The organism is Pseudomonas sp. LBUM1663, from assembly GCF_059695905.1.
In genome coordinates this window covers 1,221,837-1,246,760 of sequence record NZ_CP166792.1, presented here as the reverse complement: position 1 = coordinate 1,246,760, position 24,924 = coordinate 1,221,837, and the positions used below count along the sequence as shown (strand labels likewise).

Here is a 24,924-nt window from a genome sequence, read left to right as displayed (position 1 = left end):
AGGTTCGCAGACCGGGACTTCAGGAACCCGGCAGACCCGAAGATCTCCCGCGCACAGCCGCCATAACACAGGCATAAAAAAGCGCCCGCTTTCGGATGGTGGACGCTGTGCGTCTGAAGTTTAACCGGGCTGCGAAACCCGGTCGCTGCTTTTTGCAGCGACACTCGAAAGCCTAGAGATCGCGCTTCCGACAGACAACCTGAAAATCTCGTGGGAAGGTTCTGATGTTTGACGGCTCTTTAAACAAAGTCGCCTGCCAAATAGCCATCGTCGGAACGCCGCCCGGGGCAAGCCCGCTCCCACAGGGTTCTGTGTCGGACACGGTGTTTGAGTACATGAAGATCAACTGTGGGAGCGAGCCTGCTCGCGATAGCGGCCGTCCAGGCGAAAAATGTATCGTCTGACACCACGCCATCGCGAGCAGGCTCGCTCCTACAGTTTTTAAGCGGTGATCGGCAGCGAGAGAGCGGCGGCCCGAAGGCCGCCGAGATTACACCGACTCGTTCTTGATCCTGAACCACGCCGCATACAACGCCGGCAAAAACAGCAATGTCAGCGCCGTCGCCACGATCAACCCACCCATGATCGCCACGGCCATCGGCCCGAAGAACACGCTGCGCGACAACGGAATCATCGCCAGCACCGCCGCGAGTGCGGTCAGCACAATCGGTCGGAAGCGTCGCACCGTGGCTTCGATGATCGCTTGCCACGGTTTAAGCCCGGCGGCGATGTCCTGCTCGATCTGGTCCACCAGAATCACCGAGTTACGCATGATCATCCCGGACAGCGCGATGGTCCCGAGCATCGCGACAAAACCGAACGGCTGACGAAACACCATCAAGAACAGCGTCACGCCAATCAAGCCCAGCGGTGCGGTCAGGAACACCATCACCGTGCGGGAGAAACTGCGCAGTTGCAGCATCAGCAAGGTCAGCACCACCACAATGAACAGCGGCACGCCGGCCTTCACCGAGTTCTGGCCACGGGCCGAGTCTTCAACGGTGCCGCCGACGTCCAGCAAGTAGCCGTCTGGCAGTTCGGCGCGAATCGGGTCGAGGGTCGGCATGATTTGCTGCACCAGCGTCGCCGGTTGTTCCTTGCCGTAGATGTCAGCGCGGATCGTCACGTTCGGCAGGCGATTACGGTGCCAGATGATGCCTTCCTCGAAGCCATATTCCAGCGTCGCGATCTGCGACAGCGCCACACTGCGGCCGTTGTCGGTCGGCACCGCCAGACTCGGCAGCAACGACAGTTCGGTGCGCTCATGCAACGTGCCGCGCAGCAGGATCTCGATCAACTCGTTGTCTTCGCGGTACTGGCTGACACTGGACCCGGTTAACGAGCTTTGCAGGAACTTCGACAGGTTCGCCGTGCTCACGCCCAGCGCCCGGGCGCGGTCCTGATCGACGTTCAGGTAAACCACTTTGCTCGGTTCTTCCCAGTCCAGGTGGACGTTCACCACGTGCGGGTTCTCGCGAACCTTGGCGGCCACTTTCCGAGCCAATGCGCGGACTTCCTCGATGTGCTCACCGGTCACCCGGAACTGCACCGGATATCCAACTGGCGGCCCGTTTTCAAGGCGTGTGACCCGCGAGCGCAGGGCCGGGAATTGTTCGTTGAGGGTTTCGATCAGCCAGGTGCGCAGGATTTCACGCTCCTCGATGGTCTTGGCCAGGACGACAAATTGAGCAAAGCTCGCCGCCGGCAGTTGCTGATCCAACGGCAGGTAGAAACGTGGCGAACCGGTACCGACGTAGGCCACGTAGTTGTCGATACCAGCGTGATCCTTCAGCAAGGCTTCAAGACGTTTAACCTCATCGGCAGTGTTGCTCAGGGAGGCGCCTTCCGCGAGTTTCAGATCGACCATCAACTCGAGTCGACCCGAGGCCGGGAAGAATTGTTGCGGCACAAAGCGGAACAGCACGATCGAGCCGATGAACAACACCACGGTCAGCACGATGACGGTTTTACGCCAGCGCACGCACCACTCCACCAAGCGTCTGACCCGCTGATAGAACGGCGTGCCATAAGGATCGGGCTGACCCGTGCCATGTTTGGCGGCATGAATTTTCGCCAGGTCCGGCAGGAGTTTTTCCCCCAGGTACGGCACAAACACCACCGCCGCAATCCATGAAGCCAGCAACGCGATGGTCACCACCTGGAAGATCGAACGGGTGTATTCGCCGGTGCCCGATTGCGCAGTGGCGATCGGCAGGAAACCCGCGGCGGTAATCAGGGTGCCAGTGAGCATCGGGAACGCCGTGCTGGTCCAGGCATAACTGGCGGCCTTGATGCGGTCGAAGCCCTGCTCCATTTTGATCGCCATCATTTCCACGGCGATGATCGCGTCGTCCACCAACAAGCCCAAGGCCAATACCAACGCGCCGAGGGAAATCTTGTGCAGGCCGATGCCGAGGTAATACATGCAGGCGAAGGTCATCGCCAACACCAGCGGGATCGCCAGCGCCACCACCATGCCAGTGCGCACGCCGAGGGAGAAAAAGCTCACCAGCAACACAATCGCCAGGGCTTCGACCAGCACCTGGACAAACTCGCCGACACCGGTTTTCACCGCTGCGGGCTGATCGGAAACCTTGCGCAGTTGCATGCCCGCGGGGAGGTTTTTCTGGATGCGGTCAAACTCGACTTCCAGCGCCTTGCCCAAGACCAGAATATCGCCGCCGTCCTTCATCGCCACGGCCAGACCGATGGCGTTTTCCGCCATGAAGCGCATGCGCGGCGCCGGCGGATCGTTGAAGCCGCGACGCACGTCCGCCACATCGGAAATACGGAAGGTGCGATCACCGACGCGAATCGGGAAGTTCTTGATCTCATCGACTGTCTGAAAATTCCCCGAAACCCGTAGTTGCAATCGCTCGCTGGTGGTTTCGAAGAACCCGGCCGTGGACACTGCGTTCTGCTCTTCAAGGGCTTGCTGCACGGCGGCCAAGGGCAAACCGAGCGTGGCGAGTTTGACGTTGGAGAGTTCGATCCAGATCTTCTCGTCTTGCAACCCGAGCAGATCGACCTTGCCCACATCCTTCACCCGTTGCAGCTGGATCTGAATGCGGTCGGCGTAATCCTTGAGCACCGCGTAATCAAAACCGTCGCCGGTGAGCGCGTAGATGTTGCCGAATGTGGTGCCGAATTCATCGTTGAAAAACGGCCCCTGGATACCCGGAGGCAAGGTGTGCCGAATGTCACTGACCTTTTTGCGAACCTGGTACCAGAGGTCCGGTATTTGCACCGAATGCAGGGAGTCCCGGGCAATGAACGTCACCTGGGATTCGCCGGGGCGCGAGAACGACACGATGCGTTCGTATTCGCCGGTTTCCATCAGTTTCTTTTCAATGCGTTCGGTGACCTGGCGCGAGACTTCCTGCGCCGTGGCGCCCGGCCAGTTGGTGCGGATCACCATGGCCTTGAAGGTGAACGGCGGGTCTTCGCTTTGGCCGAGCTTGGTGTAGGAAAGCGCGCCGACGACGGCCAGCAAGAGCATCAGGAACAGTACGATCTGGCGATTGCGCAGCGCCCATTCGGAAAGATTGAAACCCATCGGGGATTACTCCTTGTCCGCCAGATTGACCACGCGGTTGGAGCGATCCACCGGGCGCACTTGCTGCCCTTCAAGCAAAACATGGACGCCAGCGGCCACCACCCAGTCGCTGGCATTCAGGCCTTCGAGTACCGGAACGGTTTTTTCGCCGAAGGCACCGACCCGGACCGGGGTTTTCTTCAAGGTGTTGTTGGCACTGACGACCCAGACGTAGGTGGCGCCGTTTTCCGCCGTCAGTGCCGACAGCGGCACAGACAGCGGTATCACGTCAGCGGTCTGGACGAACACCCGGGCGCTCTGGCCGAGTTCGGCGGGGACCTTGCCGCCAGTGAATGAAATTCGGGCAGCGAAGGTGCGGGACTTAGGATCGGCAGCGGGCGACAGCTCACGGATGCGCCCGGCGAACCGCTGATCGGGTTGGGTCCAGAGTTCGACCGAGACTGGCTGACCGACCTTGAAGCGGCCGAAACTCTGCTCCGGCAGGCTGATCAACACCTCACGCTCGCCATCGGTGGCGAGGGTAAACACGGTTTGCCCGGCCGCCACCACTTGCCCGACTTCCACCGCGCGCTTGGCCACCACGCCATCCTGGGGCGCTCGCAGCACCGCGTAGCTGGCCTGATTGGTCGAGACGTTGAATTCGGCTTTGATTTGCTTGAGGCGCGCTTCACCGGATCGGTAAAGGTTTTCGGCATTGTCGTACTGCGAACGGCTGACCATCTGACGGTCCATCAGGGTCTTGTAGCGATCACGCTCGGCGCGCACCAGGCTCAGATTGGCCTCGGCGGCGGCGACCTGGGCGCGGGTGGCTTCCAGTTGCAGGCGTACGTCCTGAGGATCGAGTTCGGCCAGTGGTTGGTCGGCCTTGACCCGCTGCCCCTCTTCCACCAGTCGTCGGCTGACCTTGCCGCCGATGCGAAACGCCAAGTCCGGCTCATAACGAGCCCGCACTTCACCCGGATAGCTTTCCATTGCCTGTGCCGAAGGCTCTGGCTGCACCACCATGGCCGGACGGACAGTGGCTTTCGGCGCCTCTTCGTGGCCACACGCAGACAATAAAAACGCCAGACTGACTGGCAACGCGAGGGGCAAGGCATAGCGGAACATGGTGAAGGACCTTTCGCTAATGGTGCTTTGAATAATTATACTGGCGAGTATGTTATTAATAGCAAACTCACCAGTCCAGTATTAAAGCGAAGAATGTCGAACAATCTTTCAGCACCCAACGGTCCGGGCCGTCCCAAGGATCTGGCCAAGCGCCAGGCCATCCTCGATGCGGCGAAAATTCTGTTTCTGAGTAATGGTTACGCCAGCACCAGCATGGATGCAGTGGCGGCTGAAGCCGGCGTGTCGAAGCTGACGGTCTACAGCCATTTCAACGACAAGGAGACGCTGTTCTCCGCTGCCGTGATGGCCAAGTGCGAAGAGCAGTTGCCCACGCTGTTTTTCGAGTTGCCGGACGGCATTTCGGTGCAAACGGTGCTGCTGAACATCGCACGCGGCTTTCACCAACTGATCAACAGCGACGAATCGGTGAACCTGCATCGGCTGATGATGGCCCTGGGCAGCCAGGACCCGAAACTCTCACTGATCTTCTTCGAGGCCGGGCCGCAGCGCATGTTGCATGGCATGGAGCGGTTGCTGACCAGGGTTGATCAGAGCGGCGCGTTGAGCATCGATAAACCGCGTAATGCCGCCGAGCATTTCTTCTGCCTGCTCAAGGGCGCGGGGAATTTCCGTTTGCTGTATGGCTGCGGCGAACCGGTAACGGGCGATGCGGCCGAGGAACATGTACGGGAAGTGGTGGAGTTGTTTATGCGGGCCTATAGGCCTGAGACAGCCTGATGAATGCTGGGTGGCTGAACTGACGCTATCGCGGGCTTGCCCGCGATGGAGGCGACGCGGTCTCAGGGCTTGAGCGCTTTCTTCGGATAAATGTCATACCGACTGGATTTGCCGTCCAGCGCATGACTCGGCTTGGGCCCCGCAATACACGGTGCCTTGCGCGGGCGCTTGACCACCACCCGATGGCTGGCCAGTGCCAATGCGGCTTCGAGCAGTGCCGGCGCATCGGGATCATCGCCGACCAACGGCCGGAACAGACGCATTTCCTTCTTCACCAACGCCGTTTTCTCACGGTGCGGAAACATCGGGTCGAGGTAGATCACTTGTGGCGGCTCGCCTTCCCAGTTGCGCATGACCTCGATTGAGTTGCCCTTGAGCAACTTCATCCGCGCCACAATCGGTGCCACATCGAAATCCTCTGCGCCACGGGCCAGTCCATCCTCGAGCAACGCGCCAATCAGCGGCTGACGCTCGATCAGGCTCATCTCGCAGCCCAGGCTCGCCAGCACGAACGCATCCTTGCCCAGCCCCGCCGTGGCATCCAGCACACGCGGACGCACGCCTTGGGCGATGCCAACCGCCTTGGCGATCATCTGCCCCGTACCACCGCCGAACAACCGCCGATGCGCCGCGCCACCTTCAACAAAGTCCACCCGCACCGGCCCCGGTGCGTCAGGCCCGAGCTGTTGCAGCTGCAAACCCTGTTCGCCCACCTGCAAGGCAAACTCGCCGTCATCCACGTGCAAAGGCAAGCCCAGGCGCTCGGCCCACTGCTCGGCTTGTGGCTGAAACGCCGGGGCCGAGGCCTCGACATGGATGCGGCAGGCCGCAGGTTGCTCAATCATGGGAAAACACGCTCAAAAAATTAATGATCGGCAAAATCGGCCGATAACAAAACTAACGAGCATTTTGCCAGAGCTGAGCGTCGACCGAGAAAAATGTCAGGCATTCAATCCACATCCGTAGGCTACATATCGCGTCATGGCGATTATGGCCTGCGAAATTCCCAGGCACTGAGCGGCGTCAGTCACCTGTGGCAGGATTTTTTTGCCCAGGCCCTGGCCGAACAGTCGACCGATGTGGTGCCGGCGTGTGGCACGTTTCCTCCGGTTGATCTCGAAAGCCCGGTGGAGCCGACCGTCGGCAGCGAACTGCTGGCGCACATCGTCAGCCAGCGCGAATGCGATGTGAAAGAAACCGAAGTCAAACCACCCGAGCCGCTGTTCCTGCCGATTGCCGAGTTCGAAATGGACTTGGCCGACAAACCTTTCCCGCCTTTCCCGGCTGAAGAAATCGTCGCCCAGCAGAAGCAACAAGACTTCGAAAGTGGCTGGGTGCGGCCGATCGTGCTCACCGCCGGCCAGCCTGTGCCAGAAGCCGGCCCGGCGCCACAACCGCGTCCACTGCACTTGCCGATCGCCGAATTCGAAATGGACCTGCTGGACAAACCGTTCCCGCCGTTCTCCCCTGAAGAAATGGTCGAGCAACAAAAACACTTCGATTTCGATACCGGCTGGGCTCGCCCGATCGTCCTGCAAAACCTGCGCATCGCCGCCTGACCTTCAACAAAAAAACCTCAGCGACACACCCACCACGGCCCGACATCGACATGAAAGTGATTGCGATGGGCGGCGTTGTAGTCCGGGCTCAACACCACACTGAACAAGCCACAGGCGCCATCGCGGACCTGACGTAGAAACCGTGCGTCCTGATTATCCTTGGACCAGTCCTTGAGCACGCTGATGGAGCGACCATCCGCCAGGCGAAAACCGGCGATGTCCAGCGCATCGGCGCTGGCGTGCTGGCTTCGCCTGCCGTTTTCGCGACCGTAGACATTGCGGCAGGCGAAGCTGCCGAGATGATCGACACGACTAACAGGCTGCCCATACACCGCTTGCGCGGCGGGTTGCAGGGCGTGGTGTTCGAACAGGGCAAACGACACCGCCAAACGGCAACTGGCGAGAAAGCTGCTACTCAGCGCGACATCGCCGCCTTGGACTCGCAAGGTGTTGATCAATGGGCACGTCGCGCCGGGGCTGTCGGCCTGATGCGCAACGCGTAAACCGGAGCTGCTCAAGGCCTGATCACACAATTGCGGATCATCGCGCAGGCGCATCAGTTTGTAGCGCGTCAGAAAGTTCGGCTCGGCCTTCACGTCCAGCGGCGCCCAAGGGTTCCACTGGGGTGGCAGCGAAATCCAGCCGCGCCAGACGCTCACGCCCGCAGCACCGATCATCAACAACATCAACAACAGCCACCACCGAAACCGCATCGTCAGCCTTTGAACAATTGATTGGCCTTGGCGTATGGCATGGACCGTGACGTGAACCCGAAGGTGCCCGACGTCTTGATCTCTTCGGCCGCGCGGAAAAACTCGCCGTAGGCCGCCAAGGCCAGGGCCGAACCGACGCTGATGCGTTTGACGCCCATCTCGCTCAATTGCTCGACCGTCAGTTTGAGCCCGCCGGACATCAACACGTTGACCGGTTTGGGCGCCACGGCGCGGACCACCGCCAACACGTCTTCAGCGCTACGCAGACCCGGCGCGTACAACACGTCGGCGCCCGCTTCGGCGAAAGCCTGCAAACGGCGAATGGTATCGGCCAGGTCAGGATTGCCGTGCAGAAAATTCTCGGCACGGGCGGTCAGCATAAAAGGGAAAGGCAGGCTGCGAGCCGCTGCGACGGCGGCCTCAATGCGCGCCACGGCATGTTCGAAACAGTAGATCGGCGCGTCTTCTCGACCGGTGGCATCTTCGATCGAGCCCCCTACCGCACCGGCCGCTGCGGCCTGCAAAATACTCTGTGCACATTCAGCCGGGTCGTCCGCGAAACCGTTTTCCAGGTCCACCGCCACCGGCAGCTCGGTTGCCGCGACAATCGCCCGCACGTTCGCCAGCGTATCGTCCAGCGTCAACCCGCCATCGGGGCGCGCATTGGAAAAGGCATAACCGGCGCTGGTGGTCGCCAGCGCCTCGAAACCCAGGCTGGCGAGCATCTTCGCCGAGCCGGCGTCCCACGGATTGGGAATGACAAAAGCGCCCTCGCGTTCGTGCAGTGCTTTGAACGCCTGGGCTCGAAGGGTTTGCGCATCCATTGGCAGGCTCCTGAAAGGGGACGAGTCCGCCTCAGAGCAGGCCAAGTTGCTCGGCGGCGGGCTCTCTGTATAGCTCAGGCAACGGCGGCAAGCCAGGCAAACGCAGCATCAGTTTTGCGTGAAAACGTTGCGCCAGTCTGGCGGCCAGCAGGTTATCGGCGGTGTGCAGGAAGATGTAGGGCGTACGACCCTCTTCGATCCACACGGCGATTTTCTCGACCCACGGCTCCAGGAACGGATCATTCGCCTCAAGCTGTGCATGGCCGATGAAACGCACCTGCGGAAACCGGGTAAACGCTGCCGGACGCGGCGGCACCCTGGGCTTTTTCGATTGGGCGTGGAGTACCGAAGGATCGGTCGACGTGCAGCTGAACAGCGCTCGCGGATCAAGGCAGATGCGTTCTACGCCCCGATCCAGCAGCAGCCGATTGAGCCTGCGCTCGCTATCGCCTTTGGCGAAGAACTCGTCATGCCGCACTTCAACGGCCAGCGGGCGTTCAAGCGCATCGATGAAGCCGGCCAATTCGGGCAACCGGTGCGGCGTGAAGCTTTTCGACAGTTGCAGCCACAGGGGCGAAACCCGTTCACCGAGCGGGCTGAGCAATTGCAGGAACGTGTCGGCGGCGGTCAGTTGTTCGCGCAGGTCACCGCCGTGGCTGATGTCGCCGGGAAACTTGGCGGTGAAGCGAAAGTGTTCGGGCATGGTTTCGGCCCAGCGCTGCACGATGCTGGCAGCGGGGCTCGCGTAGAAGGTCGTATTGCCTTCTACGGCGTTGAATACTTGGGAATAGAGATTCAGGAAGTCAGCGGGTTTGGCGTCCGGCGGATACAGATAATCGCGCCAGGCGTTTTCACTCCAGGACGGGCAGCCGAGGTAGTAAGGCAGCCGCATCAGATGTACAGGTCGAGGCCCATTACATCCGTATCCCAATCGACAAAACCGGCGGTGCTCAGGTAGCTGGCGAGTGCCGTGGCGACGCTTTTGCTCATGGCGCGGTGGTAGATCATGTCTTGCTGACGGGCCGGGAGATTGCTCAGGCGTTGCGCGGAAGCTTTGGCGGCGCGGGCCGCCATTTGCTCTTCGGACGGAATTTCCAGCTCGCCGTCGATATCGACGTAGTCGTCATCCGCCACAGGGCCTTTGCGAGGCTTGCGCTTGATGGGGTAGGACTGGGAGGAAACGCCGTCTATACGCATGAGTACATGTCCGGTATCAGTAATGGCAGTTTAGTGGCACCTATTCCACTTCGCAAACCGCCGAGTGATAACTAGAACACAGAAATACGAAAAGGTTTAAAAACGGCGGTTAGAAACTGACGATTGGCTGAAGCTGACACTATTTTGTGGCGAGGGGACTTGTCCCCGTTGGGCTGCGAAGCGGCCCCAATTCCAGCACCCTGATATGGCTGACACACCGTGCTGGCTGGTTTTACGACTGCTGCGCAGCCGAACGGGGACAAGTCCCCTCGCCACAGAAACCGCATGGATCAACGCGCTTTCGGCGTCGCCACTTTGTCGCGCAGATACACCGGCTGAGCCTCATCCGCCACAATCGCCTCACCGCGCGCCCAGGCAAACCGCGCCAGCGTCAGCAGGTCTTCGGCGTGCGGCAGCATGCCTGCGTCCTGCCCGCTCAGATTGACGGCGATGCGCTCGGCATACCCCCAGCCCGTGCCGGCGCCGAACCATTCACCGCAGGCATCAGCGGGCAATGCGGCCACTTCCGGCGCCAGCACCGCTTCATTGCCGACCAGGCGCATCTCTCCCGCCGTTTCGCGATAGCAACCCCAATACACTTCATCCATCCGCGCATCGATAGCGGCCGCGACCTGGCTGACGCCGTGTTCGCGATACGCCCGTTGCGCCAGTACCGCCAGGTTGGAGACCGGCAACACCGGGCGATCCAGCGCAAACGCAAGGCCTTGCACCACACCGATGGCGATCCGCACGCCAGTGAATGCGCCCGGTCCACGACCGAAGGCGATGGCATCGACCGCTTGCAGGGTGGTCCCGGCGTCGGCGAGCAATTGCTGGATCATCGGCAATAGTTTCTGCGCATGCAGGCGCGGGATCACCTCGTAATGGCTCGAGACCTTGCCGTCATGCAGCAAGGCAACGGAGCAAGCTTCAGTCGCGGTGTCCAGGGCCAGCAAGGTGCTCATCGATGTTTCCGTAAGAGAGGTCAGAAAAAGTGCGCCAGTATAAACAACTACGGCCCGCAAGCGGGCCGTAGAAGATGAAGCAGTTCAGACTTTTCAGTTCAGCGCTTCAAGCACCTTGCCGGTGATCGCTTCAACCGAGCCAACACCTTCGATGTGGCTGTACTTCGGTTTGCCCTGAGCGACGGACAGCTCCTGGTAAAACTTCACCAGAGGCTCGGTCTGAGCGTGGTAGACGGAGAGACGATGACGCACGGTTTCTTCGGTATCGTCTTTGCGCTGCACCAGCTCTTCACCGGTGATGTCGTCTTTACCGGCAATTTTCGGCGGGTTGTAGACGATGTGGTACACGCGGCCTGAAGCCTCATGCACGCGACGACCGGCAATACGCTGGACGATGTCTTCGTCCTTGACGTCGATCTCGACCACGTGATCCAGCTCGACGCCGGCTTTCACCAGGGCTTCAGCCTGGGGAATGGTGCGCGGGAAACCGTCGAACAGGAAACCGTTGGCGCAATCCGCCTGGCTGATGCGTTCCTTGACCAGATTGATGATCAGGTCATCGGAAACCAGGCCACCGCTGTCCATGACGCTCTTGGCGATCAGGCCCAGCTCGGTGCCGGCCTTGACCGCGGCACGCAGCATGTCGCCAGTGGAGATTTGCGGGATGCCGAACTTTTCGGTGATGAACTTAGCCTGAGTACCTTTACCGGCCCCGGGAGCTCCCAGCAGAATGACGCGCATCGATGTGCTCCTCAATTTTTATATAGATAACAACGGATTCGCCTCGTGGGGCCAATCTCAAAAACAGGGTCGTGGCCGCCCAAACGGCCAAAGGCTGCTCAAGATACACAGCAGGCCCGGACCACACAAGCCGCCAAAAGTCGGAGAAACCCGCGCCTTGCGTGACCTTGCGATGGGGTACCCCAAGTCGCAACCCCATCATTAACTGTCGCCTGGCAGACCTTTTCAGCCTCTCGCCCACCGGCACCCGAAGCTCGCGCCGGGCGCCATCCCCCACGACGAAAACCTTAGCCGGTATTTCGCAAACCGGCAGCAATCCCCGCCACAGACACCAGCAGCGCCTGTTCTACCGGGCTGCCCTGCGCCACTTCCTGTTGCCGCGAACGGGCTAACAGTTCGGCCTGCAATAGATGAAGCGGGTCGAGATAGGTGTTGCGCAAGCGGATGAATTCGAGGGTGTCTGGGCTATGTGCCAGGAGCTGAGACTGACCGGTCAGCCCAAGGACCACGGCGCAGGCCTGCGACAATAGGTCGCGTAAATGCGCACCCAAAGGGAGCAAATCCGGCTCGACCAAGCGCTCATCGTAGGATCGGGCGATGTCAGCATCGGCTTTGGCCAGGACCATTTCCAGCATATCGATGCGCGTGCGGAAGAACGGCCACTGTTCGCGCATCTGCCCCAACAGCTCGCCTTCACCACGCTCCAGCGCCTTGCTCAGCGCCGCTTCCCAGCCGAGCCAGGCTGGCAACATCAGGCGCGTCTGGGTCCAGCCGAAGATCCATGGAATGGCGCGCAGGCTTTCGATCCCGCCGGCGCGGCGCTTGGCCGGGCGGCTGCCCAACGGCAAACGGCCCAACTCCTGCTCCGGGGTGGATTGGCGGAAATACTCGACGAACTGCGGATTTTCCCGCACCACAGCGCGGTAAGCCTTGACCCCATCGGCAGCCAATTCGTCCATCAGGTGGCGCCAGGCCGGTTCCGGTGGCGGCGGCGGCAGCAAGGTCGCTTCCAGCACGGCCGCCAGGTACAGATTGAGGTTTTGCTCGGCGATGTCTGGTAGGCCGAATTTGAAACGAATCATTTCCCCCTGCTCGGTGGTGCGGAAACGCCCTGCCACCGAACCCGGTGGCTGCGACAGAATCGCCGCGTGTGCCGGACCGCCGCCGCGCCCCACGGTGCCGCCGCGACCGTGGAACAACAGCAGCTCGACTTGCTGCTCGCGGCAGATATCGACCAAGCGCTCCTGCGCCCGGTATTGAGCCCAAGCCGCGGCGGTGGTGCCAGCGTCCTTGGCCGAGTCGGAATAGCCGATCATCACTTCCTGCGGCCCCTGCAGGCGCGAGCGATAGCCCGGCAGCAGCAACAGCTTTTCTATCACCGGGCCGGCGTTGTCGAGGTCGGCGAGGGTTTCGAACAGCGGCACCACGCGCATTGGCCGCAACACGCCGGACTCTTTGAGCAGCAGTTGCACGGCGAGCACGTCGGAAGCGGCGCCGGCCATGGAGATTACATACGAGCCGAGCGAAGCCCCCGGGGCGGCGGCAATTTCCCGGCACGTCGCCAGCACTTCGGCGGTGTCGGCCGACGGTTTGAAGTACGCCGGCAGCAACGGCCGGCGGTTGTTCTGTTCACGGACCAGGAAGGCGATGCGCTCTTCCTCACTCCAGTCTTCGTAGCGACCCAGCCCCAGGTAATCGGTGATTTCAGTCATGGCCGCGGTATGCCGCGACGAGTCCTGACGCACATCGAGCCGTACCAGGAACAGCCCGAACGTCACCGCCCTGCGCAGGCAATCGAGCAACGGACCGTCCGCGATCACGCCCATGCCGCACTCGTGCAAGGAGTGGTAACACAACTCCAGCGGATCCAGCAGGTCGCGGTTGTTGTGCAACACGTCGGCGGTTGCCGGGGTGGTGGCCGTCAAAGAGGCATGTGCCCAGTTACGCGTTGCACGCAGACGTTCACGCAACTGTTTAAGCACCGCGCGATAAGGTTCGGCGCTGTCCCCGGCCTTGGCTTTCAACGCATCGCTGGCCTGTTGCATCGACAGTTCAGCGGCGAGGTGATCGACGTCGCGCACGTACAAATCAGCGGCCATCCATCGCGCCAGCAGCAACACTTCACGGGTCACGGCAGCCGTCACATTCGGGTTGCCGTCACGGTCGCCGCCCATCCACGAGGCAAAGCGAATCGGCGCGCCTTCCAGCGGTAAATGCAAGCCGGTGGCGGCGTGCAGGGCTTTATCGGCCTTGCGCATGTAATTCGGAATCGCCTGCCACAGCGAATGCTCGATCACCGCAAAGCCCCATTTGGCTTCGTCGACGGGCGTCGGCCGGGTGCGGCGAATTTCTTCGGTGTGCCAGGCTTCGGCGATCAGACGCTGCAACTTCGCCTGGATCTGCTCGCGTTCGGCTGTGGTCAGGTCGCGATGGTCCTGGGCGGCCAGTTGCGCGGCGATGGCGTCGTATTTCTGGATCAGCGTGCGGCGCGCCACTTCGGTCGGGTGCGCGGTGAGGACCAGTTCGATCTCCAGCCGTCCCAGTTGCCGGGCCAGGGATTCGGCGCTGTGGCCTTCAGCACGCAGGCGCGCGAGCAGTTCCGGCAGCACCCGTGCTTCGAACGGCGCCGGTTGCGACTCTTCGCGGCGGTGAATCAACTGATACTGCTCGGCGATATTGGCCAGGTTGAGAAACTGGTTGAACGCCCGCGCCACCGGCAGCAACTCTTCTTCGCTCAATTGGTTGAGGCTGGCGCTCAGCTCGGCATCCATCGAACCGCGACGGTCAGCCTTGGCGCCCTTGCGGATCTGCTCGATCTTGTCGAGAAAACCGTCCCCGTACTGTTCACGAATGGTATTGCCCAACAGCTCACCCAATAGGTGAACGTCCTCGCGCAAGCGTGCATCAATATCGGTCATCAGCAGTTCTCCAGCGAAAATCCGGGTGTCTATGAATGCCATGCTCTGACCACAGAGAGTGCCGCTCTAAAGCGCTTCTTACAAGCAGACGACGAAGGGACGGTAAACCTTATGGGTTCGAGCTAGTCTGAAGAGTAAGCCGTACAACGGCTTGCCGCCGGCCACTGGCGGACACTCACACGCCTGCCACGAGCAGGAGCGAAATGAGGTTTTTATGAAAATCCGCGAACTTGCCCTGCATTGGGAAGAAAACGCCAAGGGTCGCCTGACCGACACCGGTTACAGGATTCATCTGGACATGGAAGCGGCCGCACGACTAGCGGCGATTACCGAGATGTACCCCAAACGCCAACCCGAAGAGCTGCTTGGCGAACTGATCGGCGCGGCGCTGGAAGAGCTCGAAAAGAGCTTCCCCTACGTGAAAGGATCGACCGTGGTCGCCACCGATGAAGAAGGTGATCCGCTGTACGAAGACGTCGGCCCGACCCCGCGTTTTCTCGCATTGTCCCGTCGTCACTTGCACGATTTGTCATCGGGTGACGATAAGCAGAAACACTGATTCCCCCGCCGAACCCTGTGGGAGCGAGCCTGCTCGCGAATGCGGTTGAACATTCAACATTTCTGTTAGCTGATACACCGCTATCGCGAGCAGGCTCGCTCCCACATTTAGCCTGCGCACCCCTTCGATAGTGGCGTGTTCCCGAGCCTTGAAAAGGTCGGGCATACCGCTGCACATCGCCAAAGTTCCCGATTTAGAGCCTTGTCCGTTCGGTCAAAGTATTTTCGGGCGATAGGCCATCTTCTCTGAACTTTTGAAAAAGCCCTCGGGTCACAGCCATTAACCACGCCTGGGACGGCCGTTTCAAAACACCCCGCAAATTGACGGTTACGGCTCCTTGCCCAGCATGGATTTTAAGTTTTTCAGGAGTTATACCAATGGAGTTGAAGACCATGAAGATCAGCACTGCCAAGACCTCGTTCAATCACCTGCGCGGTTTGAAACTGGCTGCCCTGGCAATCGGCAGCAGCTTCGTACTGGCCGGTTGTGCCGGCAATCCGCCAACCGAGCAATTCGCGGTGACCCAATCGGCCGTGAATGGCGCCGTCAGCGCCGGCGGCACCGAGTTCGCCGCCGTGGAAATGAAGTCCGCACAGGACAAACTCAAACAAGCCGAAATCGCCATGCACGACAAAAAGTATGCCGAGGCCAAAGTGCTGGCCGAGCAGGCTGAGTGGGACGCTCGCGTAGCCGAACGCAAAGCCCAGGCGATGAAAGCCGAACAAGCTGTGAAGGACTCTCAGAAAGGGGTTCAGGAACTGCGTCAGGAAAGCCAGCGCACCGTGCAGTAAGCGCGCATCCAGACCTCTGAAGCTCTTATCGATAGAAAGGACGAATTATTATGCGTAAACAATTGATGATCCCCGCTCTCCTGGCCGCAAGCGTTGCACTGGCTGCCTGCTCCACCCCGCCTAACGCGAACCTGGAACAGGCCCGCACCAACTACAGCGGCCTGCAAGCCAACCCGCAAGCCAGCAAAGTGGCGGCACTTGAAACTAAAGACGCCAGCGATTACCTGGACAAGGCCGACAAGGCTTATCTGGACAAGAAAGATCAGAACGAGGTCGATCAACTGGCCTATCTGACCAATCAGCGTGTTGAAGTAGCGAAGCAGACCATCGCCCTGCGCACCGCTGAAGCCAATCTGAAAAACGCTGCCGCGCAACGTGCCCAGGCGCGCCTCGATGCTCGCGATCAGCAGATCAAGCAGTTGCAGGACAGCCTCAACGCCAAGCAGACCGATCGCGGTACGCTGGTGACCTTCGGTGACGTGCTGTTCGCCACCGACCGTGCTGACCTGAAATCCAGCGGTCTGGTGAACATCAACAAACTGGCGCAGTTCCTTCAGGAAAACCCGGACCGCAAGGTGATCGTCGAAGGCTACACCGACAGCACCGGTACGGCTTCGCATAACCAGTCGCTGTCCGAGCGTCGTGCCGGTTCCGTGCGCATGGCGCTGGTGAAGATGGGCGTTGATCCAGCACGCATCGTTTCGCAGGGTTATGGCAAGGAATACCCGGTTGCTGAAAACACCAGCAACTCGGGTCGTGCGATGAACCGTCGTGTGGAAGTGACCATTTCCAACGACAACCAGCCGGTGATTCCGCGTTCGGCGATCAGCTCGAACTAAGCTTCACTCGCTGAAACACAAAAGCCCCGCCTGAGTCGATCAGGCGGGGCTTTTGTTTTTCAGCGATCACTCAACCCTGTGGGAGCGAGCCTGCTCGCGATAGCGGTTCAGCATTCAACACTTCTATTGTCTGACACACCGCTATCGCGAGCAGGCTCGCTCCCACAGGGGATTGTTGGTGAATTCCGGGTTTGTTACTGCTCCAGCTTCTGCGGAGTCTCTTCGCCCATGCAGCGCACGGCTTTTTTCTTGTTGTTGACCAAGACGCCCGTCAGGCCTTTCTGTTCGGTGTCGAACATCACCAGCACGCCATCGATGCACTGGGCCACTTGCGAGGCAGGCTCCAGGGAAACTTTGTAGTCCTCTCCCGGCACGGTCTTGATCATGGTGAAGTCGCTGAGCAGCAGCGCATCTTCGGGTTTGGCGAAGTGCAGGTAGCCGTAGTACCACAGGGCACCCACTGTGCCGAGGATGCTGCAGATACCGGTGATGATCAGCGGGATGGCGTTACGTTCTTCACTCATTGCGGACTCTCTGAGGGTTCATCTTCTGAATTCGGGGGTGCCGGGTAATTGGGGATTTCACCCAACCGACGCAGGCCGTTGAAATGCTGCGGGTCATCGAGATAACGCAGCATGACCTTGCGCCAGACCGGGTCGGCGAACGTCTGCACATGCCCACCACGGGTCAATTGCAGCACTCGCGGCGGCGGCGCAGCTTGATACAGACGGATGCCGTTGGAAAGGGGCACGATCGGATCGTCGATGCTGTGGTAGATCAGTTTCGGCACGCCGTTGAGCTGCGCCATTGAGTTGATCGCGCTGTCGCCGTCCGGCACCAACCACGAAAGCGGCACTTGGAACGCCCAGGTCAGCCAGGAATTGCTCAGGGCAAACTGTCCGATGCTGCGATAACTGGCGGGCACGCCGTCGAGGACAAAAGCCTTGAGTTGTTTCTGCCGTTCGGGATGTTGGACCAGGTAATGCACGGCCATTGAACCGCCAAGGCTCTGGCCGAGCAGGATCAGCGGTTTACCTTTGACTTCCGGCGCCTGATCGAGCCACTTGAACGCGGCGTCGATGTCCTGATAGATCGCCGGCAAACTCGGTTCGCCTTCGGACAACCCGTAACCGCGATAGTCGATCAGCAGCACTTGATAACCTTCTTCTGGCAACCACCAACTGCCGCCCAGATGCATCGGCAGATTGCCGCCGTTGCCGTGCAGATGCAGGACGGTGCCTTTGACCTCGACACCTTTTTTCGCCGGCAGCCACCAGGCGTTCAGCCTGAGGCCATCGGCGGTGGTCAGGGTCACTTCGCGGTATTCGAGTTTGGCTTTTTCCGGAGTGAACAGCTGGCCGGGTTCGGGGTAGAACAGCAGGGAGCTGCAACCGTTCAAGGTCAGGAGAAGGCAAAGGATGCCGAGGATTCTCATCCGGTGAAACCTCGCGAAAATGGGTTGGAACAGGGTCTGGTGGAGAAACAATAAACCTGTGGGAGCGGGCTTGCCCGCGATAGCGGTGTGTCAGGCGACATCAATGTTGAATGTTAAACCGCAATCGCGGGCAAGCCCGCTCCCACAGGGACCTTGCCTGCCTTATAAGATGTTGGAGTAATCCGCTTCAATCCGGTCCAGGCTCAGGTGGTTGAGGAAGTTGGAGAAGCACATCCATGCCGACAATGCGTTAAGGTCGCGGAACTGATCCGGCAAATACTTCGGCGGCACCACCAGCCCTTCGTCCACCAACTGACGCAAGGTGCGCATGTCTTCCAGCGTGGTCTTGCCGCAAAACAGCAGCGGAATCTGCTCTAGCTTGCCTTTACGCACGGCCAACTGAATGTAGTTGTAAACCATGATAAAGCCCTTGAGGTAGGACAAGTCTTTGGTAAATGGCAGACCGGTCGGTATCGAACCACGGAACACCCGACTGGCGTTGCCGTAGCTTTCAGCCATTTCAAAACCTTGCTCGCGGAAGAACTCGAAGACCTGCAAGAAGTCCGCGCCCTCCTCCACCATGTGAATGGCCCGGGTGCGGTTGGTCAGTTTGCGCAAGCGGCTCGGGTAGGACGCGAAGGTGATGATTTCCATCAGGATCGCCAGCCCTTCCTGAGTCACGGTCGACGACGGCGGGCCTTTAGACAGGAAGGTGCAGATCGGCTGGTTCAGCCCGTTGAGCGTGGTGCCAACGTGGACCAGCCCTTCATGAACTTCGAGGGCGCGCACGTCACGTTCGTTGAACATCGCGTCGGTGCGAATCTTGATGTAGTCAGCGCCGGCCGCCGCATCGGCGACAATGCCGTCGGACTCGAACACGCGAATGGTTTCTTCAGCCTCGCCAAATACTTTGCTCAGCCGGGTTTGCAGTAAATGCACGGCATCCTTGGCGGTGAGGATTTTCGGCTCGTCCTTCAGGTCACCCCGGCCATCAATGTTATTCAGGTAATCGGAGAGCATCAGGCCCAGGTCGGACAGGGTCGGGTCACCGGCATGGAACGCGTCGGACGCAGCGCCGTACAACTCCTGGGAAATCAGCCCGAAATCTTCGGTGCCGCGCGCTTCGAGCATGCGCACGACCATCCGGTATTCCTTGCACATGCGCCGCATGATCTGACCGACCGGGTTGAACTGACCGAGCTGACGGGTGATGTCACGCTCGATGTTCTGGAATTCCAGCTTCACTTTGCTGGAATCGAACGACAGCGGCCGATTGAGGTAATAGTCGCGGTCCACGGCCGGCATTTCCTTGCCCTTGGCCTTGAGGAAACCCTTGCGGATGCTGTCGTCCCACTTGACCGCATCGAGGACGCGAATCGGCGTCTGCGCCAGCACAATGCGATCGGACAAAATGCGTATCGTCTGCTGGTAATCGTCCACCCGAAACTCCTGTAGAAAAACCGTTAGGTGCTGGCTTTATTTAACTTTAGCTTTGGCCAGGCGCTGATAGCGCACCGCCTCAACGAAGACATCGGAATTGGCCGGATCATCGAGGTAAGCAAAGACTTGGTCCATGCTGTTGTTGATCAAGACGCCGTCGCCATCATCGGTCTGGAAGCCTTCACCGCTCAGGGCTTCTTGTCCGAGGGCTTGATTGATCTGCTCAAGATCGAGGTTGTAGACCACCAACTCGTGCTTATCGGTGAGTTCAAACCCGGCAATGATGAAATGCCCGCCGAACTGCGCCGGCACTTTCGCCGACAGGTACCAGCGGCTGCCATGGCGTGACACCGTAAAGGGGTAGGCCTCGCGCTCTTTGGGTTTGGCCTTGAAGTAGCTGACCGCCTGGTAGCGATTGTCGCTCAGACGGGTCAGCTCCAGATTCATCGGCTCGCCCCAGGCGTTGGTGCTGGTCCATTTGCCGAGCAGACCTTTGGGCGCGGGGTCGCTGGCGGGCAGTGGATCCCTGAAGGTCACCAGACAGCCACTGAGCAGCAGGAACGACAAGGCGATCACAACGACACGCCAGGCTTTCATTCAACACTCCCTATGAACACAAGCAGACCTCAAGTGACCACCGGCCCCCTGTGGGAGCGAGCCTGCTCGCGATAGCGGTGTGTCAGACGACATGGATGTCGAATGTTAAACCGTAATCGCGAGCAGGCTCGCTCCCACAGGGTTGAGTGTTCTGGTTACACCGACGCCAATACCAAATGCATGTAGCGGGTCAGGATGCCGAGCATTTCGGCTTCGGCGACAGGCTCGGCGTCGTTGAGCAGGCCCTGATATTCCATCCGTCCGATAATCGCCGTCAACACTTTGGCATCTTGTTGCGGTTCGCGCGAACCCAATACCTGGAAAAGCTGGCACGTGCCCTGAAGCAGAATTTGCTGATGTGAGCGTACCAACAGCGCCAAACGCGGGTTCAGCAGCGCTTCCTGGCGGAACGCCTGTTCGGCCATCAAGTGCTCGCGGCGGTTGATCAGTTGCCGGTGAACGTAGTCCGACATCAACCGCGCAATGTCGTCCGCCAGTTGCGAGCGCGACTCGGGGCTGCCGTCGCCGCTGACCACCATCTCGCGCAGCAGGCCCTCGTTATTGACCCACAACTTGGCCATGAAGGCGGCGCTGCGTTCCACGTATTGGGCGAAGGTATCGGTGAGCAAGTCATCGATATCCTTGAAGTAGTACGTGGTGGCCGACAGCGGCACACCGGCCTCGGCCGCTACCGCTCGGTGACGCACGGCCCGCACGCCATCGCGCACGACAATGCGCATCGCTGCATCGAGAATGTCCTGTCGACGCTGCTCGCTGCCCTGTCGGCTGGCCTTGCGGCCCTGGTACTGAACGCTTTCAGCGACCGCAGTGGCGACGCCCGCTGCACCTTCTTGAGCCATTGCACGGTTCACGACAGGTCTTCCTCTCTTATTTCAAAAGTAACCATTTGATACGTTTGTACCAGACAGGCAATAAAAAGCCGCCTGTTATAGGCGGCTTTTTAATTGAAACACTTACGCTTGCGGCCGCATGTGCGGGAACAGGATCACGTCGCGGATCGACGGTGAGTTGGTCAACAACATCACCAGACGGTCGATACCGATGCCTTCACCGGCTGTTGGCGGCATGCCGTACTCCAGCGCGCGAACGAAGTCGGCGTCGTAGTGCATGGCTTCGTCGTCGCCCGCGTCCTTGTCAGCCACCTGAGCCATGAAGCGCTCGGCCTGGTCTTCCGCGTCGTTCAACTCGGAATAGGCGTTGGCGATTTCGCGGCCACCGATGAACAGTTCGAAACGGTCGGTGACGTTCGGGTTGTCATCATTGCGACGGGCCAGCGGCGACACTTCGAACGGGTACTGGGTAATGAAGTGCGGCTGTTCCAGCTTGTGCTCGACCAGCTCTTCGAAAATCATCACCTGCAACTTGCCCAGACCTTCGAAGCCCAGCACCTTCGCGCCGGCCTTCTTGGCGATGGCGCGAGCCTTCTCGATGTCGGTCAGATCGTCAGCGGTCAGCTCAGGGTTGTACTTGAGGATCGAGTCGAACACCGACAGACGCACGAACGGTTCGCCAAAGTGGAACACCTTGTCGCCGTAGGGCACGTCGGTGCTGCCCAGAACCAGCTGCGCCAGTTCGCGGAACAGTTCTTCGGTCAGGTCCATGTTGTCTTCGTAGTCGGCGTACGCCTGGTAGAACTCCAACATGGTGAATTCAGGGTTGTGACGAGTCGAAACCCCTTCGTTACGGAAGTTGCGGTTGATCTCGAACACTTTCTCGAAGCCGCCAACCACCAGGCGCTTCAAGTACAGCTCAGGCGCGATACGCAGGAACATTTCCATGTCCAGCGCGTTGTGGTGCGTCTCGAATGGCTTGGCCGCCGCGCCGCCCGGGATGGTTTGCAGCATCGGCGTTTCGACTTCGAGGAAGTCGCGCTTCATCAGGAAGCTGCGGATGTGCGCAATCACTTGCGAACGCACGCGGAAAGTCTGGCGTACCTCTTCGTTGACGATCAGGTCAACGTAACGCTGACGGTAGCGCTGTTCGGTGTCGGTCAGGCCGTGGTGCTTGTCCGGCAGCGGGCGCAGCGACTTGGTCAGTAGGCGCACTTCGGTCATTTCAACGTACAGGTCGCCCTTGCCGGAACGGGCCAGGGTGCCAACGGCTGCAATGATGTCGCCCATGTCCCAGGTTTTCACCGCGGCCAGGGTGTCTTCGGACAGGGTCTTACGGTTGACGTAGACCTGGATGCGCCCGGTCATGTCCTGGATCACCATGAACGAGCCACGGTTGAGCATGATGCGACCGGCAACCTTGACCGGGATCGCAGCCTCTGCCAGCTCTTCCTTGGTCTTGTCCGCGTACTGTTTCTGCAAGTCTTCGCAGTAGTTGTCGCGGCGGAAGTCGTTGGGGAAGGCATTGCCCTTGGCGCGCTCGGCAGCAAGCTTTTCCTTGCGCAGGGCGATCAGGGAGTTTTCTTCCTGTTGCAGGGCCTGGTCGAGTTGTAGGTCGCTCATGTCTTTAAAAATTCCATCACAGGTTCGTTGCCCCCACCGAAGGCAGGGGACTTAAGGTCTTGACTGACGGTTTACAGCCCTTGTTTCAGGCTTGCCACCAGGTATTCGTCGATATCGCCGTCGAGCACCTTGTCGCAGTCACTGCGTTCGATGTTAGTGCGCAAATCCTTGATTCGCGACGCGTCGAGCACGTAAGAGCGAATCTGGTGACCCCAGCCAATGTCCGACTTGGTGTCTTCCAGGGCCTGGGAGGCGGCGTTGCGTTTCTGCACTTCCTGCTCGTACAAGCGCGCCCGCAACATTTTCATCGCGGTGTCTTTGTTGGCGTGCTGGGAGCGTTCGTTCTGGCAGCTGACCACGGTGTTGGTCGGTACGTGGGTAATACGCACGGCCGAGTCAGTGGTGTTTACGTGCTGACCACCGGCACCCGAGGAGCGGTAGGTGTCGATGCGCAGGTCCGACGGGTTGATGTCAATTTCGATGTTGTCATCGATTTCCGGCGACACGAACACGGCCGAGAACGAGGTGTGGCGACGGTTGCCGGAGTCGAACGGGCTCTTGCGCACCAGACGGTGCACGCCGATTTCGGTACGCAACCAGCCAAAGGCGTATTCGCCCTTGATGTGGACCGTGGCGCCCTTGATCCCGGCGACTTCACCGGCCGACAGTTCCATGATGGTCGCGTCGAAACCGCGTTTGTCAGCCCAGCGCAGGTACATGCGCAGCAGGATGTTGGCCCAGTCCTGGGCCTCGGTGCCACCGGAGCCGGCCTGGATGTCCAGGTAGGCGTTGTTGGCGTCCATCTCACCGCTGAACATGCGACGGAATTCGAGTTTTTCCAGCGACTCGCGCAGGCGCTCGACTTCGGCAGCGACGTCATCGACGGCGGCCTGGTCTTCTTCTTCGGCGGACATCAGCAGCAAATCTTTGGCGTCGGCCAGACCGCTGTGCATTTCGTCGAGGGTTTCGACGATCTGAGCCAGCAGCGACCGCTCGCGGCCCAGTTCCTGAGCGTAAGACGGGTTGTTCCAGACAGACGGATCTTCAAGCTCGCGATTGACTTCAGTCAGACGCTCATGCTTTTGATCGTAGTCAAAGATACCCCCGAATAGTTTCGGAGCGCTCGGACAGGTCCTTGATACTGTTAAGGATCGGGTTGATTTCCATGGCGGGCAGCACTCGTTGGCGAACTTTTGAAAGCCGGCGAGTATAACGTAATCAAGCTGTCACGGCAGCCCGCCCGGCGGCTTTAGGGGCGAATGGTTTTGGACCTGAGCTGGCAGACACTTGTAGCAGCTGTCGAGCAGCGCGAGGCTGCGTTCGGCGGCGAAGCCGTCGTAAACACGGACAACGCGGTCATTCAGGCAAACCGTGTAGGCAGGATTGGCGAGGACTCCGTCCTCGAACGCAGCCTCGCGCTGCTCGGCAGCTGCTACAGGGCGCCGAATGACGTTATTCGATCCCCACCTGATTGCGCCCATTGTTCTTCGCCAGGTACAGCCCCTTGTCCGCCGCCAAGATCAATTGCCGGCAGTCACTGCCCGGCTGCGGAATCATGGTCGACAGGCCGATGCTGATGGTCAGGCTAGAGCCTTCGCTGGGGAAAATGTGCGGAATCTTCAGCGCTTCCACGGTGAGACGGAGTTTTTCCGCCACCAGCCGCGCGCCGCCCGGCGTGGTGTTGGGTAGCACCAGGACAAACTCTTCCCCCCCGTAACGGGCGGGCAGGTCCGACGGTCGGGCGCTGGCATCGCGGATCGCGGTCGCGACTTTGCGCAGGGCTTCATCGCCTTCGAGGTGGCCAAAGCTGTCGTTGTAGGACTTGAAGTAGTCGACATCGATCATCAGCAGCGACAGCTGGCTCTGATCACGCAGGGAACGGCGCCATTCCAGCTCCAGGTATTCGTCGAAGTGCCGGCGGTTCGACAGCCCGGTCAAGCCGTCGGAGTTCATCAACCGCTGCAACACCAGGTTGGTGTCGAGCAACTGCTGCTGGCTGACCCGCAACGCACGGTAGGCCGCATCGCGCTGCAACATCGTCATGTAGGACCGCGAGTGATAGCGAATGCGCGCCACCAGTTCGATGTTGTCCGGCAGCTTGACCAGGTAATCATTAGCCCCGGCCGCGAACGCCGCGCTCTTGATCAGCGGGTCTTCCTTGGTCGAGAGGACAATGATCGGGATGTTCTTGGTCGCCGGATGGTTGCGGTATTCACGCACCAGGCTCAGGCCGTCCAGCCCGGGCATCACCAGGTCCTGCAGGATCACCGTCGGCTTGATGCGGATCGCCTGCGCAATGGCCTGGTGTGGGTCGGCGCAGAAGTGGAAGTCAATATTGTCTTCGTTCGACAACCCGCGGCGTACCGCCTCGCCGATCATCGCCTGATCGTCCACCAACAACACCATGGCGGCGTTTTCGTCGGTCTTGAAGTCGTCGAGCTGTAAGTCAGTCATGTGCGGTCACCTGAATG

The 24,924-nt window shown here is 60.0% G+C and carries 23 protein-coding genes; 5 read left to right on the top strand and 18 right to left on the bottom strand.

The genetic code is table 11. The features are described from left to right. Window positions 1-490 precede the first annotated feature (490 nt). Together ACA075_RS05475 and ACA075_RS05470 are read right to left on the bottom strand one after the other, a co-directional pair. On the bottom strand, window positions 491-3,556 hold the full coding sequence (locus tag ACA075_RS05475) for an efflux RND transporter permease subunit (RefSeq protein WP_497297612.1): 3,066 nt from the start codon (window positions 3,554-3,556) through the stop codon (window positions 491-493). 6 nt (window positions 3,557-3,562) lie between these two features. After that, complete coding sequence (locus ACA075_RS05470; RefSeq protein WP_497297611.1) at window positions 3,563-4,663, bottom strand: efflux RND transporter periplasmic adaptor subunit; 1,101 nt, start codon at window positions 4,661-4,663, stop codon at window positions 3,563-3,565. A 93-nt stretch (window positions 4,664-4,756) separates the two neighbouring features. Between ACA075_RS05470 and ACA075_RS05465 the strand changes: the two genes are divergently transcribed. Continuing rightward, on the top strand, window positions 4,757-5,401 hold the full coding sequence (locus ACA075_RS05465; protein ID WP_497297610.1) for a TetR/AcrR family transcriptional regulator: 645 nt from the start codon (window positions 4,757-4,759) through the stop codon (window positions 5,399-5,401). A 62-nt stretch (window positions 5,402-5,463) separates the two neighbouring features. Here the strand turns inward: ACA075_RS05465 and ACA075_RS05460 are convergent, their stop codons facing one another. Then, complete coding sequence (locus ACA075_RS05460) at window positions 5,464-6,246, bottom strand: class I SAM-dependent methyltransferase (protein WP_010462878.1); 783 nt, start codon at window positions 6,244-6,246, stop codon at window positions 5,464-5,466. A 93-nt stretch (window positions 6,247-6,339) separates the two neighbouring features. Between ACA075_RS05460 and ACA075_RS05455 the strand changes: the two genes are divergently transcribed. Continuing rightward, window positions 6,340-6,960 carry an energy transducer TonB gene (locus ACA075_RS05455; protein WP_497297609.1) on the top strand — a complete coding sequence of 207 codons (621 nt, stop codon included), beginning with the start codon at window positions 6,340-6,342 and terminating at the stop codon, window positions 6,958-6,960. 17 nt (window positions 6,961-6,977) lie between these two features. On the opposite strand, the gene ACA075_RS05450 is transcribed toward ACA075_RS05455, so the two are convergent. The 7 genes from ACA075_RS05450 to ppc form a co-directional block, all read right to left on the bottom strand. Beyond that, a complete protein-coding gene (locus ACA075_RS05450) occupies window positions 6,978-7,673 on the bottom strand; it encodes an extensin-like domain-containing protein (protein WP_497297608.1) in 696 nt (231 codons plus the stop codon). Window positions 7,674-7,675: 2 nt separating this feature from the next. Then, window positions 7,676-8,497, bottom strand: a complete 822-nt coding sequence (locus ACA075_RS05445; protein WP_219097637.1) for an isocitrate lyase/PEP mutase family protein — start codon at window positions 8,495-8,497, stop codon at window positions 7,676-7,678. 31 nt (window positions 8,498-8,528) lie between these two features. Beyond that, window positions 8,529-9,389 carry a DUF72 domain-containing protein gene (locus ACA075_RS05440; protein WP_497297607.1) on the bottom strand — a complete coding sequence of 287 codons (861 nt, stop codon included), beginning with the start codon at window positions 9,387-9,389 and terminating at the stop codon, window positions 8,529-8,531. After that, window positions 9,389-9,694 (bottom strand): hypothetical protein, encoded by a 306-nt coding sequence (locus ACA075_RS05435; protein WP_219097639.1) that lies wholly within the window; start codon window positions 9,692-9,694, stop codon window positions 9,389-9,391. Before ACA075_RS05435 ends, ACA075_RS05440 begins: the two co-directional genes overlap by 1 nt. 290 nt (window positions 9,695-9,984) lie before the next feature. Further along, window positions 9,985-10,659, bottom strand: a complete 675-nt coding sequence (gene tsaB / locus ACA075_RS05430; RefSeq protein ID WP_497297606.1) for a tRNA (adenosine(37)-N6)-threonylcarbamoyltransferase complex dimerization subunit type 1 TsaB — start codon at window positions 10,657-10,659, stop codon at window positions 9,985-9,987. Window positions 10,660-10,752: 93 nt separating this feature from the next. After that, window positions 10,753-11,400, bottom strand: a complete 648-nt coding sequence (adk, locus tag ACA075_RS05425) for an adenylate kinase (RefSeq protein ID WP_131063156.1) — start codon at window positions 11,398-11,400, stop codon at window positions 10,753-10,755. Between the two features lie 287 nt (window positions 11,401-11,687). Then, window positions 11,688-14,318 (bottom strand): phosphoenolpyruvate carboxylase, encoded by a 2,631-nt coding sequence (gene ppc / locus ACA075_RS05420; RefSeq protein ID WP_497297605.1) that lies wholly within the window; start codon window positions 14,316-14,318, stop codon window positions 11,688-11,690. A gap of 214 nt (window positions 14,319-14,532) precedes the next feature. Here ppc and ACA075_RS05415 point away from each other — a divergent pair, with 214 nt between their 5' ends. From ACA075_RS05415 to lptF, 3 genes are all read left to right on the top strand, one after another. Continuing rightward, window positions 14,533-14,877, top strand: coding sequence for a pilin assembly protein (locus ACA075_RS05415; RefSeq protein ID WP_109628178.1), 345 nt, complete (start codon window positions 14,533-14,535; stop codon window positions 14,875-14,877). A 377-nt stretch (window positions 14,878-15,254) separates the two neighbouring features. After that, window positions 15,255-15,668, top strand: coding sequence for a DUF4398 domain-containing protein (locus ACA075_RS05410; RefSeq protein WP_094468906.1), 414 nt, complete (start codon window positions 15,255-15,257; stop codon window positions 15,666-15,668). A 50-nt stretch (window positions 15,669-15,718) separates the two neighbouring features. After that, a complete protein-coding gene (lptF, locus tag ACA075_RS05405) occupies window positions 15,719-16,507 on the top strand; it encodes a lipotoxin F family OmpA-related lipoprotein LptF (protein ID WP_497297604.1) in 789 nt (262 codons plus the stop codon). Window positions 16,508-16,701: 194 nt separating this feature from the next. Here lptF and ACA075_RS05400 read toward each other — a convergent pair whose 3' ends face one another. The 8 genes from ACA075_RS05400 to ACA075_RS05365 all read right to left on the bottom strand — a co-directional run bounded on the left by ACA075_RS05400 (window position 16,702) and on the right by ACA075_RS05365 (window position 24,907). Continuing rightward, window positions 16,702-17,031, bottom strand: a complete 330-nt coding sequence (locus ACA075_RS05400; protein ID WP_497297603.1) for a PA3694 family proteiin — start codon at window positions 17,029-17,031, stop codon at window positions 16,702-16,704. Beyond that, window positions 17,028-17,942, bottom strand: a complete 915-nt coding sequence (locus ACA075_RS05395; RefSeq protein WP_497297601.1) for an alpha/beta hydrolase — start codon at window positions 17,940-17,942, stop codon at window positions 17,028-17,030. Before ACA075_RS05395 ends, ACA075_RS05400 begins: the two co-directional genes overlap by 4 nt. A gap of 162 nt (window positions 17,943-18,104) precedes the next feature. Continuing rightward, a complete protein-coding gene (locus ACA075_RS05390; protein ID WP_010462909.1) occupies window positions 18,105-19,382 on the bottom strand; it encodes a flavohemoglobin expression-modulating QEGLA motif protein in 1,278 nt (425 codons plus the stop codon). 36 nt (window positions 19,383-19,418) lie between these two features. Beyond that, the gene (locus ACA075_RS05385; RefSeq protein WP_094468911.1) at window positions 19,419-19,979 is read right to left on the bottom strand and encodes a hypothetical protein; all 561 of its coding nucleotides are present in this window, start codon (window positions 19,977-19,979) and stop codon (window positions 19,419-19,421) included. A gap of 155 nt (window positions 19,980-20,134) precedes the next feature. After that, window positions 20,135-20,851 (bottom strand): TetR/AcrR family transcriptional regulator, encoded by a 717-nt coding sequence (locus ACA075_RS05380; protein ID WP_497297600.1) that lies wholly within the window; start codon window positions 20,849-20,851, stop codon window positions 20,135-20,137. A gap of 102 nt (window positions 20,852-20,953) precedes the next feature. Then, window positions 20,954-22,453 carry a lysine--tRNA ligase gene (gene lysS, locus ACA075_RS05375; protein WP_497297599.1) on the bottom strand — a complete coding sequence of 500 codons (1,500 nt, stop codon included), beginning with the start codon at window positions 22,451-22,453 and terminating at the stop codon, window positions 20,954-20,956. Between the two features lie 71 nt (window positions 22,454-22,524). After that, a protein-coding gene (gene prfB, locus ACA075_RS05370) for a peptide chain release factor 2 (protein WP_095920368.1) occupies window positions 22,525-23,620 on the bottom strand; the annotation gives its coding sequence in 2 pieces (ribosomal slippage) (window positions 22,525-23,547 and window positions 23,549-23,620; 1,095 coding nt in all). A gap of 285 nt (window positions 23,621-23,905) precedes the next feature. Then, entirely contained in the window at window positions 23,906-24,907 is a 1,002-nt protein-coding gene (locus ACA075_RS05365; RefSeq protein ID WP_497297598.1) for a diguanylate cyclase domain-containing protein, read from the bottom strand. Window positions 24,908-24,924: the final 17 nt, after the last annotated feature.

Excerpts from the sequence above, each read along its gene's own strand:
- ACA075_RS05475 (WP_497297612.1), bottom strand. The coding sequence starts at position 3,556 with ATGGGTTTCAATCTTTCCGAATGGGCGCTGCGCAATCGCCAGATCGTA.
- ACA075_RS05470 (WP_497297611.1), bottom strand. The coding sequence starts at position 4,663 with ATGTTCCGCTATGCCTTGCCCCTCGCGTTGCCAGTCAGTCTGGCGTTT.
- ACA075_RS05465 (WP_497297610.1), top strand. The coding sequence starts at position 4,757 with ATGTCGAACAATCTTTCAGCACCCAACGGTCCGGGCCGTCCCAAGGAT.
- ACA075_RS05460 (WP_010462878.1), bottom strand. The coding sequence starts at position 6,246 with ATGATTGAGCAACCTGCGGCCTGCCGCATCCATGTCGAGGCCTCGGCC.
- ACA075_RS05455 (WP_497297609.1), top strand. The coding sequence starts at position 6,340 with ATGTCAGGCATTCAATCCACATCCGTAGGCTACATATCGCGTCATGGC.
- ACA075_RS05450 (WP_497297608.1), bottom strand. The coding sequence starts at position 7,673 with ATGCGGTTTCGGTGGTGGCTGTTGTTGATGTTGTTGATGATCGGTGCT.
- ACA075_RS05445 (WP_219097637.1), bottom strand. The coding sequence starts at position 8,497 with ATGGATGCGCAAACCCTTCGAGCCCAGGCGTTCAAAGCACTGCACGAA.
- ACA075_RS05440 (WP_497297607.1), bottom strand. The coding sequence starts at position 9,389 with ATGCGGCTGCCTTACTACCTCGGCTGCCCGTCCTGGAGTGAAAACGCC.
- ACA075_RS05435 (WP_219097639.1), bottom strand. The coding sequence starts at position 9,694 with ATGCGTATAGACGGCGTTTCCTCCCAGTCCTACCCCATCAAGCGCAAG.
- tsaB (WP_497297606.1), bottom strand. The coding sequence starts at position 10,659 with ATGAGCACCTTGCTGGCCCTGGACACCGCGACTGAAGCTTGCTCCGTT.
- adk (WP_131063156.1), bottom strand. The coding sequence starts at position 11,400 with ATGCGCGTCATTCTGCTGGGAGCTCCCGGGGCCGGTAAAGGTACTCAG.
- ppc (WP_497297605.1), bottom strand. The coding sequence starts at position 14,318 with ATGACCGATATTGATGCACGCTTGCGCGAGGACGTTCACCTATTGGGT.
- ACA075_RS05415 (WP_109628178.1), top strand. The coding sequence starts at position 14,533 with ATGAAAATCCGCGAACTTGCCCTGCATTGGGAAGAAAACGCCAAGGGT.
- ACA075_RS05410 (WP_094468906.1), top strand. The coding sequence starts at position 15,255 with ATGGAGTTGAAGACCATGAAGATCAGCACTGCCAAGACCTCGTTCAAT.
- lptF (WP_497297604.1), top strand. The coding sequence starts at position 15,719 with ATGCGTAAACAATTGATGATCCCCGCTCTCCTGGCCGCAAGCGTTGCA.
- ACA075_RS05400 (WP_497297603.1), bottom strand. The coding sequence starts at position 17,031 with ATGAGTGAAGAACGTAACGCCATCCCGCTGATCATCACCGGTATCTGC.
- ACA075_RS05395 (WP_497297601.1), bottom strand. The coding sequence starts at position 17,942 with ATGAGAATCCTCGGCATCCTTTGCCTTCTCCTGACCTTGAACGGTTGC.
- ACA075_RS05385 (WP_094468911.1), bottom strand. The coding sequence starts at position 19,979 with ATGAAAGCCTGGCGTGTCGTTGTGATCGCCTTGTCGTTCCTGCTGCTC.
- lysS (WP_497297599.1), bottom strand. The coding sequence starts at position 22,453 with ATGAGCGACCTACAACTCGACCAGGCCCTGCAACAGGAAGAAAACTCC.
- ACA075_RS05365 (WP_497297598.1), bottom strand. The coding sequence starts at position 24,907 with ATGACTGACTTACAGCTCGACGACTTCAAGACCGACGAAAACGCCGCC.